Origin of the sequence: Acinetobacter sp. AS5 (genome assembly GCF_048957595.1) — a bacterium.
In the GTDB taxonomy this organism is placed as follows: Bacteria; Pseudomonadota; Gammaproteobacteria; order Pseudomonadales; family Moraxellaceae; genus Acinetobacter.
Genome location: NZ_JARDAL010000013.1, coordinates 1 through 13,942, shown reverse-complemented (window position 1 = coordinate 13,942; position 13,942 = coordinate 1). Strand labels below are relative to the sequence as shown.

Below are 13,942 nucleotides of genomic sequence, written 5' to 3'. Positions count from 1 at the left end.
AAAGAGAGGGGAATTTTCTTTTTTGAATAATGGAGGGATTAGATCTCCGTATTTTCATTCCATAAAAAATAGCCGCCGTACTGACTTGGACGGTATTCACCACCGATGGATTTGCCTTGGTCAGTTAAAAAATGTTTACCCGTGTCATTCAGCTTTAAAAAGCCTTTATCCACTAACTTTTCAAGTAAATCTGCTGTTTTAATTTTATATTTGGCAGCCAGTTTGGAGGTGGTCAATTTACTAAAGGCATTAGCTTCTTCATCAGTTTGACCTAAATCCTCAGTGTTCGGATTAGCTTTGACTTCATCTAAGCTGATCCGGACTTCTTCGCTAATCCGAATAATACGCTGCGCTTCTTCATACGCATCTTTAAAAACCTCATCATCTTCATACTTACGAACTGAAATGCCCATTTCATTGTTATTGACCTGGCTAAATTCATATAAATTCAAACTCGAAATAATACATTCCGATTCATTGAGATAGCACTTTGCATGCAGGTTTTTGCAGAAACTCAAACGCACATAGTCCAGTTTTTGAATCCATTTGATTTCTTCAGGATGCAAATCACTTTTGCCATAGACAATGCGAACATCAATTTTTAGCCGGTCTTTGTCTTCTAATAATTCTTTGATGCGGTCATTGAGACGTAAATACGGACTGATTAAAATTAGACGTTCTTTGGCATTTTTAATGAGTTCTTCTAAGAAAAAATTAGTTGCACTGGTATTTAGAAATTTAGCCATATTTTCCCTGTAATATTTTGAATATTATGTTTGTTATAGGGCAATAAGATATCGCTGAATCAGCAATCACTCAACCTTTAAATACATGCCATCCGCCGAGACATTATGTCCAAAACCACAAGACATCGGATTGCTGCTATTCACCGCAATCTGTTGTCCAATTTGAGCGTTAAACTGAAATTTCAAATCAATTTTGCAATCTTCTACGCTGTAATTGGTCTGAGCTTTATTCAATGGCATCCGGGTTGAAAATTCTCCTATATTTGGTCCATAAATCAGACTGCGCAAACCCATATAGAGTCCATTAAACTCAATTTGGTAGGCATTCGAAGCCCGTTTAACTTCCATCGTATTCCACTGGCCAAAACCTGCATAGCGGACATATTTGCCTGCAAGATTCTTCGGTTTTTCTGGTGCAGGCAACTGTTTTAGATTGAACTGGCTGGCTTTAGCATTCGGAAAAACGGAAAACCAGGCGCGTGCCCATTGCGGCTTTCCAAGCTTGGCATAACTTAAGCCAACATTATTAAATGCCGTGGTGATATCACGCTCAGAAAAAGCTGTACCACCGTCTTCTACATTCATCGCACAAAAAGATGACCAGGCGGCTTGTTGTTTGAATTGCGCTATGGCCTTTTGATATTGTTTTTGGTCGTAGAATTTCTTGCCATTATTTGCATAGCTTTGCACTTGGCTACAGCCTGAACACAATTCTTTTTCAAAGTCTGAATCAGCAAAAGTGAGCATACTTAAACTTAAAAGACCAATAGACAATAGAGATTTATACATGGTGTTATTCAGTATGATTTTGAGCTGAATAAAACATAGCCGCTCGTATAAGTAAATAGAACTTGTGCTTATTAAACTGGATAACAACCAAATATCGTGATGGCCAAGTATTAAAAAGCTAAAGAGGAGTGTCCAGAAAGCAGTTCTGGAATAGCTTTAAACTAAGAATGAATCAAGCTTGATCCAGATTCAGTTGTAAGAGGACCAAATCACGCCATTGCCCAAACTTCTGTCCGACTTGCGGCATATAGGCAGTTTGAACGAAACCCAGTTTTTCATGCAGACGAATCGATGAGGTGTTTTCTGAATCAATCGCTGCGACCATGATATGCAATTTCTGTACTTGAGCCTGTTCAATTAAATACTGTAATAATTTAGAACCCAAACCTTGCCCTGCATAATCTGGATTTAAAAAGATGGAATGTTCTACCGTCTGTTGAAAGCCCTGAATACTACGAAACTGATCATAACAGGCATAGCCAGCAATGACTTGATTTTGAATATCTTCAACCACAAAAACCGGGAAATTCTGATTTTTAAGCTGTTTAAACCAGATTTTGAAATAGTTCAGATCAAAGGCTGTTCTGTTCCAGGTCGCAGTACCATAAAGTACTTCCTGATTATAAATCTTGAGGATGGTTTCAAGATCATGTTCGGTCGCAGGTCGAATGTCAAAATCAGGCATATTCTTGTTCTGGTAAGGTTGATCTGAAATCACAGTTTAAAAAAAAGCAGAACCGGAGTTCTGCTTTTGATCATACATCAATTAGAAATGGTATTTAACCAATGCACTAACATCATTTTGATCTAGGCCTTTAATGGCATATTTGTTATTCCAAACTGAATGTTCAATACCCACATACAATTTTGTTTCTGGAGAAATGTGTTTGCCTACATTCCATTTGTACTGAGATGTCCAGTTTAACTCACTTGCGTGACCATTCTTTTCAGCTGTTGACCAGTCTAAGAATGCATCAGCCAAGAACTCTTCACCGCCAATTTTAAATGGGACTGCGTAAGTGATCGTCATTTGATAATCATCTTCACTGCCATCATTTTCAGCTTTGTAGAAGTTCACATTTGCATAATTTGTATATGGAACATTTAAAGCAAAACCAACACCATACAAGTAGTTGTTAAAGCCTTGACCGCCTTCCCAAGTTGTTGCGATCAATACATCTTTGATAGGGCCCAGTTCAAGTTTTTGGCCAGTTACCGCACCAAGGCTTAAACGTGGTGCAACTTCGAAATAAGTGTCATTACCAGCATCTGTGTTGCTACGGTCAGCAAAAGCAAAGAAGTCACCATATTTAAGACCAGCAGCATATTCAGCAGTCACAGTACGTTGCTCTATTTCATCACCAACGACAGGGTAAGCATAGTTTTCACCATAAAGACCTGTAACGCTAAAGTCCTGCCAAACTGGTTTTGCTTGAGCAAATGCTGCAGTTGAAGCCAATGCACAAAGTGCCGCAAGTTGTGTAAATTTCATTTAAATCTATCCCCCCGAGAAAGCAGAATAAGCATACAGATTAATAAGTAAAAATAAAGTTAAAAGTGATCGCTGACCTAAATATATTTCAGTCCTCATGAGTTGAATGCAGACGATCATCTTCCTCAGTTTTCATTGCCTTTCGCTGATACTTCTCTAAATTATTATTTTTTAAATAAAGTTGAATATGTAGTGCCTTAAAAGACTGAATGTATAACTAAAAATATAAAATCACTTCAATTTACGATGATTAACTTACAAAATCAGTAAAAAATAGGGGGGGATATACAGATTGTTTAGTAATTAATTTGGGCCTGAGGCTGAACAGCTTTGTTCTGTTTGTGTAATGAGGTTAGTTTGAAAATCTCAAATGACCGTCGTTTTATAAGCCTGTTCTCAGCCTCTTCAAGTGAGATTGAACGGTCTTATATTTCAATAAAAAATTATTTTGCAGGTTGTTATTTTAAAATGACGAAAGAGTATTTTTCCCGGTTATGCAAAAGCAACTAAATAATGATAAAGCAAATGATCTATTCAGGACTGTAAGGCTGACTAGGCGCTGATCTTATAAGATAAATTATTAGGTAAAAGTGAGCTAATTTCGATAAAAAATACTTTTAATTCCTCCTTTTTTAGGTTTCCTGGTCGAGTGTTATTTAAGCGATTTATCGGTCTGGCTAAAAAATTATTTCAAATTAAATCATGTGAAAGGTTGTGAAATTTCCGTTTGAAAAATCCTGTATTTTTGAGCTGAGTAAGCAGTTGTCACAATGGATTATTCTTTTGCTAAAAAACCAAAATATCACTTGCATATTTCCAAGATACAGCCGATATTCAAGATATAAGGACACGATTCTGCAGACTCAAAAATGTGTTCATCATTCAAAATGGAGGGTGTGATTCCAATCATTTGAAGAAGTGAAATGCGATGCGAAACAGCAAGCTACAAACGTGCCAAGATAAAAATTTTGCACTCAAAAGTTACAAAGATTGAGGATGGTAATATATGAATATTGAACTTCGTACCGATAACCACATTCAGAATAGTGATCGTTTAATTACTTATGTACGGGAAGAATTAAATCAAGAATTCCAGCGCCACAGCGAACGTATTACCCATTTTTCAGTCCATCTCAGTGATGAAAATGGCGCCAAAGGCGGCGATGACGATATTCGCTGTATGATTGAAGCGCGCCCTGCAGGCTTGAAACCTGTCGTAGTCAATCACCGTGGCCATAATGTCGATACCGCGATCCATGGTGCAATTGACCGACTAAAACGTAGTCTGGAACATGTGATCGAGAAAAAAGACAATGTTCGTCCTGGTGCTCTCGAACTAGCAGACACAGATACTGCGGATATCGAAGACTAAGCCGAACTGATTTGAAAAAGCCCTGCGGGGCTTTTTTCGTATTAAACAAAAATATAGTTATGAGAAGCACAACAAATCCTGCTTTATTCGGCATAATAGTCGAAAACGAATCAAAGTGAGCTCCATCATGTTAACTGCGCAACAACAGCTTTTTGTGCAAGCACTCGAAGAATTAAATCTGGACCAGGTCAAACAGCTGCTGGCAGATGGACTCAACCCGAATTTTATTGATCATGACAAAGGCCCGGTGATTTCGGTCTGGTCAGATGGCCTGTTTAAATGGTGGGAAGAGGTGTGTGAGCTGTATGAAGCCGGTACACCACTTTCAGAAGATGAGAAACAGGCACGTTTGGCCGTACATTTACAGATTCTGGAAGAACTGATCCAGGCCAAAGTGAATCTGCATTTGTGGGATGCAGAAGAAATTTATGGCCCGCTCTGGGATGCCGCAAGTGCCGCATGCGCGCCTGCCGTACAGCGTTTACTGGATGAAAAAGTCGATCCAAATAGCAAAGATGAAGATGGCATGACTATTTTATCTTCAATTAGTGATCTATTCTTTGATTGTGATTTTGATGAAATCAACTGGTCAGAAGCTTTAGACGAAGAAAAACAGACGCTAGAACTGCTTCGCAAGCATGGCGCAAAAATGACCAAAGAACTCAGTTAAATTTTAATAAAGAGCTCCAACATGACAACATTAAAAACCTTGGGTTTGATTGCACTGGCCGGTTGTAGTGCACAGCTTTTCGCAGCAGATTTTGAATTTGATCGACCAGGTGAGGGTCTGAGTACTGGAATTACGCCAGTCGGAAATGTCGCTTGGGAGCAAGGCTTGCCTACAGCGCGTTATAGCAAGTCGGGCGATCAGACCGAGACCACCCTCAGTGCAGATATGTTGTTACGTACCGGACTCAGTGATGATCTGGAATTGCGTTTAGGTTGGGCTGGCCCGACCTGGACACAAGTGAAATCCAATGGCCAGACTGAAGAAGATGATGGTCTGGGCGATGTTAGTATTGGTCTGAAAAAGGCCATTGATTTGGATGATGACAAACTCAGTATGGCTTTGCTGGCCGAAGCTATCATTGCAACAGGCAATGCCGGTTTCACTAATGAAGAAGATATTTACAGCTTGGGTTCTGTCGTGTCGTATCAATATAATGACTTGGTCAGTACCGCATTGACCATGCGTTATGAATGGCAGGACAGCAACTGGGCAGTGTCTGCGATTCCTTCTCTAGGCTACCGCATTACTGATCGCTGGTCAGGTTATTCTGAACTGATTTACCGTAAAGCTGAAAGTGTCGATAATCAATACGCGCTCGGTACCGGGGTCATGTATGCCTTAAATGATCGTGTCCAATTAGATGCGAATGTCGGTGTGGATCTGGATGGTGCAGATCGAAGTTACTTCTCAGGCCTAGGTTTCTCTGTGCTGTTCTAAGTTATTCAACTCACAGATGATGAAATACTCGCAGTTCCCGACCTGGGGGAAAATGCTTGCGCCGGTTATTTTGGGAAGCACCTTGTTCAGCAGTCCTGTTCAGGCAGAAACTGCATTGTTGTCTGCCGAGCAGGCCTTTCCTGTGAGCGTGATCTCTACCAGTCAGCAGCAGGCTGAACTGAGCTGGCAGATTCCGGACAACTATTATCTGTATCAGCATAAAATTGAAGTCCGGCAGGGCAATCAGCCGGTGTCGTTTGAGTTGCCACCCGCTGAAGATTTATATGATGATAACTATGGACATACCCAGGTTTATTATCAGCAGTTAAAGTTTCAGATTCCGACTCAGGCGGGGCAATCCTATCAGGTCAGCTGGCAGGGTTGTGCCAAAGACCGGATCTGTTATCCGCCACAAACCATTCAGTTCAAGACCGATTTGTCCGGTCTGGTGCAATTTGAAGCTGCCGGATCAGGAGCAAAGCGTTTACTTGATCTGAATACGTCATCACTGCAACACAATACCCTGTTTAATACAGCGGATTCCTCAGAGTCTGCAGCAGATGGACTCTCTGCATCAGCCCACACACAAACCGAACCCTATGCAGCACAAGACCAGAAATGGTCAGCCCAACTGCTTGAACGCTCTTTGGGCTATGGGCTTTTACTGTTCTTTGGCTTGGGAATTTTACTGGCTTTTACGCCGTGTTCCTTGCCGATGCTGCCGATTCTGACCTCGCTGATCGTACGTGACAGTAAAGGCCTGAAAGCCTGGATGATTGCACTGACTTTTGTCAGCAGTATGGCCGCTGTCTATGCGGTACTCGGCCTAATTGCGTCTTCGGCCGGCCTGAATTTTCAGCGCTGGTTGCAGCAACCGGGAACCCTGATCGCTTTTAGTGTGCTATTTGTTCTGTTTGCTCTGAATCTGTTTGGCCTGTTTGAAATCAAATTGCCGCAACGTCTGGTTCATCGTCTGGATCGGGCACAGGCCATGCAGCAGGGAGGCAGTCTGGTCAGTGCCGGCGTTATGGGCATGATTTCGGCGCTTCTGGTGGGGCCATGTATGACCGCACCGCTGGCAGGTGCATTATTGTTTATTTCCCAGACACAAAGTCAGTGGCAGGGGGCTTTACTGCTGTTTACCCTGGGTTTTGGGATGGGCACGCCTTTATTGCTGGCCAGTATTCTGGGGGCGCGGATTCTACCTAAAGCCGGGCACTGGATGAATCAGATCAAAGTGCTCTTTGCCTTTATCATGCTGGCGCTGGCGCTATATTTTATTCGCCCGTTGATTTCAGAAGCTGCGTTACAGTGGTTATCCTTAGCTTTGGGCATGGTCTTCGTGGCTTACGTACTGTTCCGGATTTTCTGGCATCGCACTGGTCTAAGATGGCTGTATATCCTATGTCTGGTACTGGCCGTGCCTTATATTGCTTATAGCCAATATCAGCACAGTCAGCGTTTTTTTGTGGAGCAGGCGAGCACAGAAGCCAAGTGGCATGTAGCACGCAGTGCAGCAGAATTTCAGCAGATTTTGGACAAGGCTCCACAAGGGCAAAAGATCATTATTGATATCTACGCCGATTGGTGTGTTGCCTGTCAGCCGATTGAACATCGTATTTTAAAATCTGTAGCGGTGCAGCAGGCGCTTGCGCCATATTTCCTGATCAAGCTGGATTTAAGCCAATATAATGCCTCTCATCAAGCGCTGTTAAACCAATGGGAAATTCTAGGACCGCCAACGTATTTATTCTTGAATGCACAGCAGCAGGAAATTCGTGGCTTGCGTTTGACCGGTGCCTTTAGCGAGGCAGAATTGCTAGCACAGCTGCAAGCACTAGCTCAAAGTGAAAATCCATAATCAAGTCTTAAAAAGCTGAACCCGTTTAAGAGACCTGTATCTGTACTGGAACCGGTTCAGCATAGGCTTTGACCAGATTACGCCCACCGGCTTTGGCTTGATAAAGCGCCTGATCGGCCTGACTCAATAATTGTTGTGGGCGTAATTCCGCGCTAGAAATAGCAATCCCGAAACTGGCGGTCACCGGAATCAGCTCACCCTCATCACTGAAAATCTGCAATTGCTGAATGGCGATACGGCAGCGTTCAGCCACTTGTTCGGCTTTTTCCAGACTGGTATTTTTAAGCACCAAAATAAATTCTTCCCCACCAAAACGGCCGACCACATCACTTTCGCGCAATTGCTGGTTCAGCACAGCACTCACTTCAACTAAGGTTTGATCGCCCTTATGATGGCCATAGTGATCATTAATTTTCTTGAAATGATCCAGATCCAGTAAGACCAAGGCGTAATTCGGAGTTGCTGCGGCATTCAGTTTATCCAGACATTGGTTGATGCTACGGCGGTTAAACAGATTGGTAAGCGGATCAATCTGACTCAGTTGTTTGATCAGCTGCTCACGATGCCGCCATTGACTGAGCAGAATCTCGAATAAGACCATACAGACGGCCAGAATTGGCAAAATGAAATACAGCATCGATAACAGCCAGAAACCATTATAGAAAAGCTTGTCATCGATATTAAATAGCGGTGAATAAGGCAATTGATGACTGAAACTTAAATAGGCACATCCGCCTAGGAAAATTGACGCTGGAATCAGCATGCTATAAACCAGCGTGCGATGGAACAGCACCAGTCCCACCATAATTAAACAGACATAGGAGGTCGTGGCCACAGGGCTGATCACCCCGACGAGATAGGCGTCACGACACAATGAGATAACAAAAGTACCCACTGCCATATAAGGCAGATAACGTTCAATCAGCTGATTCCCCTGAAATTTATAACAGGGAAAAATCAGGAGAAATAGAATTACCAGAAAGCTGCTGTTCAGAGTAATTTGTGTATAGACCCGTTCTAGATGAACATATTGCCAATATTCGGGATTTAATAACACGAAAATATCCCAGCCGAGCCAGGTCAGATGTACTCCGCATCCCAAGGTCAGCATCAGGATGCATTTCTTCAGGATGCGCCAGTTCATCACGACTTCATCTTCGACCAGATATTTCTTGATTCTGTGTCTTAGCACTTTTTCTAATACAGGCGATATTCGCTTCATGGTCCCGGTCTGACTTTAATTGTTATGGCAGATTTTTTTTAAGACTTATTGGATATTTATAACTTTATTTACACAAGATAACATAAGTTTGAATGCTTGATAAACAACAATATTTAAAACATTTTTGTGATTTAGTTGATATCTGATCTGCTCAGTCTTTGCCGATAGCGCAAGTGATCCAGGCTATGTCAAAGGGTCTTAATCAAAATTAAAGAGGTTAAGAGGTATACAGTTTCGTTCTAAATTCAGGATGATGTGTTTTATTTGTACTAATTATTTCAATATAGTCAATCGTTAAAATGGCTGCATTGTTAGAAACAACCAAAGATAAAGAGCGAAGCCATGAAAGTTTTACAGATTGATTCCAGTATTTTAGGAGATGCTTCTATTTCGCGTCAGTTGACTCAGGCCGTGGTGGAACAATTGCAGCAAAAATATGCTGAGGCCATTGAAGTTGAATATCTGGATCTGGCTGCACAGCCTATTCCCCATCTTACCGCCGAAATTTTAATGGGTCAGAACGCAGAACAGACGGCATTGGGCGAGGAAATTTTAGAGCAATATTTGCAGGCGGATATCGTGGTGATTGGTGCAGCGATGTATAACTTTGGTTTGCCATCGACCCTAAAAGCCTGGATTGACCGGATCTGTGTCGCGGGACGTACCTTTAAATATACTGAACAAGGTCCTGTAGGTTTGGCGGGTAATAAAAAAGTGTATATCGCCAGCAGCCGTGGTGGTGTGTATGGCGAGCAAAGCCCGGCTGATTTTCAGGAGGCTTTCCTGAAAACCGTGTTTAACTTTACCGGTGTGAATGATATCGAAGTGATTCGTGCTGAAGGGGTCAATATGGGCGAAGCGGTTAAAGCCCAAGCATTGCAAACTGCATTACAGCAGGTTCAGGCCATTTAAAATCTAAAACCTCTCTTTAAAGGGTCAGCTACGGCTGACCTTTTTTATGCATTGAATTATGTTTAATCCCGGTCCAGACGATGGGCAAATTCTGCAAGATCGGTCAGGGCCTGCTTGGCTTCATCGAACCAGGCACTGAACATCTGGAAGTTGTGCCACATGCCGGTATACAGTTTAAATTCGACCTCGACACCCGCCTGTTCCGCTTTTTCTTTAAAACGGCTAGCATCATCCAGCAGAATTTCCTTGGAACCTACCTGAATATGAATCGGTGGCAAACCGGTTAAATCGGCAAAAAAAGGAGAAACTTCCGGATCACCCCGATCAATTGAACGCGGTACATAATATTCAATCCCGGTTTGAACTGTTTCCAGAGACAGCAGGGCATCATGCTTCTGGTTATAACGTAAAGATTCACTGGTCAACGTTAAATCTAGCAGTGGAGACAGCAGAATCAGACCGCTGACCTGTGGAAGACTTTCCTGCTGTATTTTGAGTGCCAGCGCCAAGGCCAGATTGGCACCGCAAGAATCGCCGGACAGAATAATATCTTTGGCCTGAACACCTTGATCCAGCAGCAGATTATAGACATCAAACAAGGCTTCTAATGCTTCTGGATAGGCAGATTCAGGTGATAGCGGATAATCGACATGCAGTACCTGCATCTGGGTTCGAGCCGCAATTTGAGTCATAAAGGCGCGATGGGTATTTAAAGAACCTAAGTAAAATGCGCCGCCATGAATATGAAAAATCAGCTGGGTCGATTCCTGCTGCGGCTTAATTTCTTCCGCGCGCAGTCCGGCCAGTCGGAGCGAGCGAATCTGTACCGTTTTATCCTGAGGGAAAAGTTTGCACATCTGTTCCAGAGCAATGCGCATTGAACTCGGTGGAAGACTGAATCTGCTCGGGGCACGAATGGCCGTTTTTAAAAAGCTTTCTGTAATTAATTGTTTCGTTAGCGGGCTTATCTTCATCTTCCTTCCATCTTTTTGTGCTTTTATTGATCGTGTAGATTATTTACCAACCATATTTACAAGGTTACACTAAATAGTCACAGCTAAAAATTGAAAAATTGTTGTGACTTTTTAATACTACATGGGTCTATTTTCAGACTAAGGAAATGAAGAAAAATGAAAAAAATAGCGCTTACGTTAGGACTACTAGGCTTATCTGCATTGGCGAATGCCGCGGATCCTTTAAATGGCACGGTATGGAAAACCATTGATGATAAAACCAAGCAGCCTAAGGCCATGGTTAAATTCACTGAACAAAAGAACGGCACTTTGTCAGCCAGTATTCAGTCTGTGTTAACTCCAGGTGAAGAAAATGCCTGCAAGAAATGTGAAGGTCCATATCACAACAAATCTCTGAAAGGCTTGACCATTGTTAAAGGTCTGAAAAATGCTGGCGGGACCAGTTATGACAGCGGTTCGATTCTTGATCCACAATCCGGTAAAACCTATAAGTTGAAAGGCCAGCTGGCAGACGGCGGTAAGAAACTTGAGCTACGTGGTTTCATCGGCGTAGCGGCATTGGGTCGTAATCAGACCTGGATTCGTGCCAACTAATTTATTTTAAGCAGATATACAAAAGCCTGACCGATGTCAGGCTTTTTTTATGAGTGTTATTCAATACATGATATTAGCAGGCTAAGCCACGATAAGCTGTTTCATCAAAACCGGCAATAAATCCTGTAGATGTTGCCAGTATTGGACGTTTGATTAAACTGGTATGGGTGGTTAATGCATTAATTAAGGCATCTTCACTCGACAGGGCGGTCTGTTGCTCTTCTTCACTGAGTTTACGCCAGGTAGTGCCTTTCTTGTTCAAAACCACGTCCTGACCCAAGGCATCCAGCCAGGTTTTGATGGTTTCAGCATCGATGCCCTGTTTTTTATAGTCATGAAATTCATAACTCAGACCTTGCTCCGTCAGCAGATCAAAGGCTTTTTTCATCGAACTACAATTTTTAATTCCGTAAATTTTGAACATAGCTGCCATCTAAAAAATTTAAATCATGAACTAGCTTAACCAAATTGGCAGCAGCAGACCATGTAAAAGCAAATGAAAAAAAGGAAAAAGCTTTAAATAGCAGAAAAGTCATGTCATCAAAATGACATCAAGCAGCTTTAACATGAGCGCTAAGAAAAAGAATAACTTACTTAATAAGAAAAATAGAAATTTGGGAATGATAGAAATAGAAAACCCGCATTTAATCATCCTGATCATGCGGGTCTCAATCCAACGTCCAATGTCACATCCATGCAAAACAAGCTAAATCTATAGTCTGTTTTATTTTCGTCCTACGGCGTCCTGTCCTTATGTTGTCGTCCTGACATGTCCTTGTGCCGTAGCGCTATAATGCTATGTTATTACATTGAGATAAACCCAAAAAATACGTCATGTCATGTAAGAGATAAGCCTTAATTGAGTGAACGTGTGTTCACTCAATTAAATAATGTAGATTATAGTTTGTAGTCGATGATCACGGGGGCATGGTCGCTAAACCATTGTTCTTTATAGACCCAGGCATTAACGGTGCGCTCTTTCCAGTCTGGAGAGCAGGCCTGATAATCAATCCGCCAACCAACGTTCTTGGCGCGTGCTTGTCCACGGTTTGACCACCAGGAATACAGCTCGGCTTCTTTGCGGACTTCACGGAAAGTATCGACATAACCAAGCTCATCGTAGATATGATCTAGCCAGGCACGTTCATGCGGCAAGCAACCCGAGGCTTTCTGATTGCCTGACCAGTTTTTAATATCAATACGTTTATGCACGATATTATAGTCACCGCAGACAATTACCGATTTATTTTCATCGCGCCACTGTTTCAGAATTTTTGCGTATTCTTCCAGAAAGTGATCTTTACGTGCTTGCGCTTCATCACCCGATGAACCGGAAGGCAGATACAGGGAACAGATCTGTACAGTTTGTTCTAGACCCAAGTCAAATTCAGCAGCAATAAAACGGCCTTGTGAATCGGCCAGTTCAAAACCCAGGCCATCGGTTAAAGACACAAAAGGCAGACGGCTATAAATGGCAGTACCGGCATAACCCGGACGCTCGGCAGGAAACAGGTGCGTGTACCAGCCTTCAGGCTTGAATTTATCGGTCCACTGCGCATGCGTGATCCGGCTTTCCTGCATGCAAATCACGTCGGCATCCGACTGTTCCATCCATTCCAATAGGCCTTTGGTGACAGATGAACGTAAGCCGTTGACATTAATTGAAACGACGCGAAGAATTTTTTGATCACCTGGATAGCTACTCTTTGGTATCATGCGCAAGTCTTACCTTAATTAATGGATTTAGGAGCACCTCATGTCAACGCCAGCTCAGTTTAACCCGCAAGCTTTTATCGAACTCGCATTATCACGCGGTGTGCTTAAATTTGGTGAGTTTACTTTAAAATCGGGACGTGTGAGTCCCTATTTTTTTAATGCGGGTCTGTTGAATGATGGTGAAGCCTTGACACTGCTGGCTTCTGGCTATGCTGCAAAACTGACTGAATGTGACCATGTTGAAGTGATCTTCGGCCCTGCCTATAAAGGCATTCCCTTTGTGGCAGCAACTGCTGTGGCTTTGTCACAAAATCATGGGGTAAGTGTGCCGTGGGGTTTTAATCGCAAAGAAGCCAAAGACCATGGTGAGGGTGGCGTATTGGTGGGTGCTTCTGTAGAAGGTAAAAAAGTCTGGATCATTGATGACGTAATTACCGCAGGAACGGCGATTCGTGAAGTCGTCACCATCCTGAAAAATGCCGGTGCCCAAATTGCCGGTGTACTCGTGGCGCTTGATCGTCAGGAAAAAGGTCAGGGTGATTTATCTGCGATTCAGGAAGTGCAGCAAGAGCTTGAGATTCCTGTACATGCCTTAGTTACCATGAAAGATTTAATGGACTATCTGGAAGCGAAAGGCGACCTAGAAGCTTTGGCGAAAATGGAAGATTACCGTGTTAAATATGGGATCTAAGCCTGGATTGGCATAGAAAAGGAAGCTTAAGCTCACTGCTGTCCCATAGTTTGCTTTAAATAAAAAAACCTGAGTCCTAACAGTTAAAATATGAGTGCAAACAAACACTTTAACGACCAGGATTCA

The 13,942-nt window shown here is 42.5% G+C and carries 15 protein-coding genes; 7 read left to right on the top strand and 8 right to left on the bottom strand.

What is annotated here, in order from left to right:
- Nucleotides 1–38 precede the first annotated feature (38 nt).
- From PV763_RS05450 to PV763_RS05435, 4 genes are all read right to left on the bottom strand, one after another.
- On the bottom strand, nucleotides 39–746 hold the full coding sequence (locus tag PV763_RS05450; protein WP_004281281.1) for a phospholipase D family protein: 708 nt from the start codon (nucleotides 744–746) through the stop codon (nucleotides 39–41).
- A 66-nt stretch (nucleotides 747–812) separates the two neighbouring features.
- Nucleotides 813–1,535, bottom strand: a complete 723-nt coding sequence (locus tag PV763_RS05445; protein ID WP_338840402.1) for a hypothetical protein — start codon at nucleotides 1,533–1,535, stop codon at nucleotides 813–815.
- 172 nt (nucleotides 1,536–1,707) lie between these two features.
- The gene (locus PV763_RS05440) at nucleotides 1,708–2,220 is read right to left on the bottom strand and encodes a GNAT family N-acetyltransferase (protein ID WP_278356825.1); all 513 of its coding nucleotides are present in this window, start codon (nucleotides 2,218–2,220) and stop codon (nucleotides 1,708–1,710) included.
- An 81-nt stretch (nucleotides 2,221–2,301) separates the two neighbouring features.
- A complete protein-coding gene (locus tag PV763_RS05435; protein WP_191112661.1) occupies nucleotides 2,302–3,027 on the bottom strand; it encodes an outer membrane protein OmpK in 726 nt (241 codons plus the stop codon).
- Nucleotides 3,028–4,033: 1,006 nt separating this feature from the next.
- On the opposite strand from PV763_RS05435, the gene PV763_RS05430 reads away from it, so the two are divergent.
- From PV763_RS05430 to dsbD, 4 genes are all read left to right on the top strand, one after another.
- Nucleotides 4,034–4,399 (top strand): HPF/RaiA family ribosome-associated protein, encoded by a 366-nt coding sequence (locus PV763_RS05430; protein ID WP_004647220.1) that lies wholly within the window; start codon nucleotides 4,034–4,036, stop codon nucleotides 4,397–4,399.
- A 127-nt stretch (nucleotides 4,400–4,526) separates the two neighbouring features.
- Nucleotides 4,527–5,069, top strand: a complete 543-nt coding sequence (locus PV763_RS05425; protein ID WP_039902494.1) for a hypothetical protein — start codon at nucleotides 4,527–4,529, stop codon at nucleotides 5,067–5,069.
- A 21-nt stretch (nucleotides 5,070–5,090) separates the two neighbouring features.
- The gene (locus PV763_RS05420) at nucleotides 5,091–5,846 is read left to right on the top strand and encodes a transporter (RefSeq protein WP_191112660.1); all 756 of its coding nucleotides are present in this window, start codon (nucleotides 5,091–5,093) and stop codon (nucleotides 5,844–5,846) included.
- 19 nt (nucleotides 5,847–5,865) lie between these two features.
- Nucleotides 5,866–7,707, top strand: coding sequence for a protein-disulfide reductase DsbD (dsbD, locus tag PV763_RS05415; RefSeq protein ID WP_191112669.1), 1,842 nt, complete (start codon nucleotides 5,866–5,868; stop codon nucleotides 7,705–7,707).
- Nucleotides 7,708–7,732: 25 nt separating this feature from the next.
- Here the strand turns inward: dsbD and PV763_RS05410 are convergent, their stop codons facing one another.
- Nucleotides 7,733–8,929, bottom strand: a complete 1,197-nt coding sequence (locus tag PV763_RS05410) for a GGDEF domain-containing protein (RefSeq protein ID WP_191112659.1) — start codon at nucleotides 8,927–8,929, stop codon at nucleotides 7,733–7,735.
- A gap of 342 nt (nucleotides 8,930–9,271) precedes the next feature.
- On the opposite strand from PV763_RS05410, the gene PV763_RS05405 reads away from it, so the two are divergent.
- Nucleotides 9,272–9,841, top strand: coding sequence for an FMN-dependent NADH-azoreductase (locus PV763_RS05405; RefSeq protein ID WP_044108816.1), 570 nt, complete (start codon nucleotides 9,272–9,274; stop codon nucleotides 9,839–9,841).
- A gap of 62 nt (nucleotides 9,842–9,903) precedes the next feature.
- On the opposite strand, the gene PV763_RS05400 is transcribed toward PV763_RS05405, so the two are convergent.
- Nucleotides 9,904–10,815 carry an alpha/beta hydrolase gene (locus tag PV763_RS05400; protein ID WP_044108817.1) on the bottom strand — a complete coding sequence of 304 codons (912 nt, stop codon included), beginning with the start codon at nucleotides 10,813–10,815 and terminating at the stop codon, nucleotides 9,904–9,906.
- 156 nt (nucleotides 10,816–10,971) lie between these two features.
- Between PV763_RS05400 and PV763_RS05395 the strand changes: the two genes are divergently transcribed.
- Nucleotides 10,972–11,409, top strand: a complete 438-nt coding sequence (locus tag PV763_RS05395) for a DUF2147 domain-containing protein (RefSeq protein WP_005105342.1) — start codon at nucleotides 10,972–10,974, stop codon at nucleotides 11,407–11,409.
- Between the two features lie 73 nt (nucleotides 11,410–11,482).
- Here the strand turns inward: PV763_RS05395 and PV763_RS05390 are convergent, their stop codons facing one another.
- Both PV763_RS05390 and PV763_RS05385 read right to left on the bottom strand, forming a co-directional pair.
- Nucleotides 11,483–11,833 carry a Spx/MgsR family RNA polymerase-binding regulatory protein gene (locus tag PV763_RS05390; protein WP_191112658.1) on the bottom strand — a complete coding sequence of 117 codons (351 nt, stop codon included), beginning with the start codon at nucleotides 11,831–11,833 and terminating at the stop codon, nucleotides 11,483–11,485.
- A gap of 473 nt (nucleotides 11,834–12,306) precedes the next feature.
- The gene (locus PV763_RS05385) at nucleotides 12,307–13,125 is read right to left on the bottom strand and encodes an exodeoxyribonuclease III (RefSeq protein ID WP_180038179.1); all 819 of its coding nucleotides are present in this window, start codon (nucleotides 13,123–13,125) and stop codon (nucleotides 12,307–12,309) included.
- Nucleotides 13,126–13,165: 40 nt separating this feature from the next.
- Here PV763_RS05385 and pyrE point away from each other — a divergent pair, with 40 nt between their 5' ends.
- On the top strand, nucleotides 13,166–13,816 hold the full coding sequence (gene pyrE, locus PV763_RS05380; RefSeq protein WP_044108820.1) for an orotate phosphoribosyltransferase: 651 nt from the start codon (nucleotides 13,166–13,168) through the stop codon (nucleotides 13,814–13,816).
- The last annotated feature ends 126 nt before the right edge of the window (nucleotides 13,817–13,942 follow it).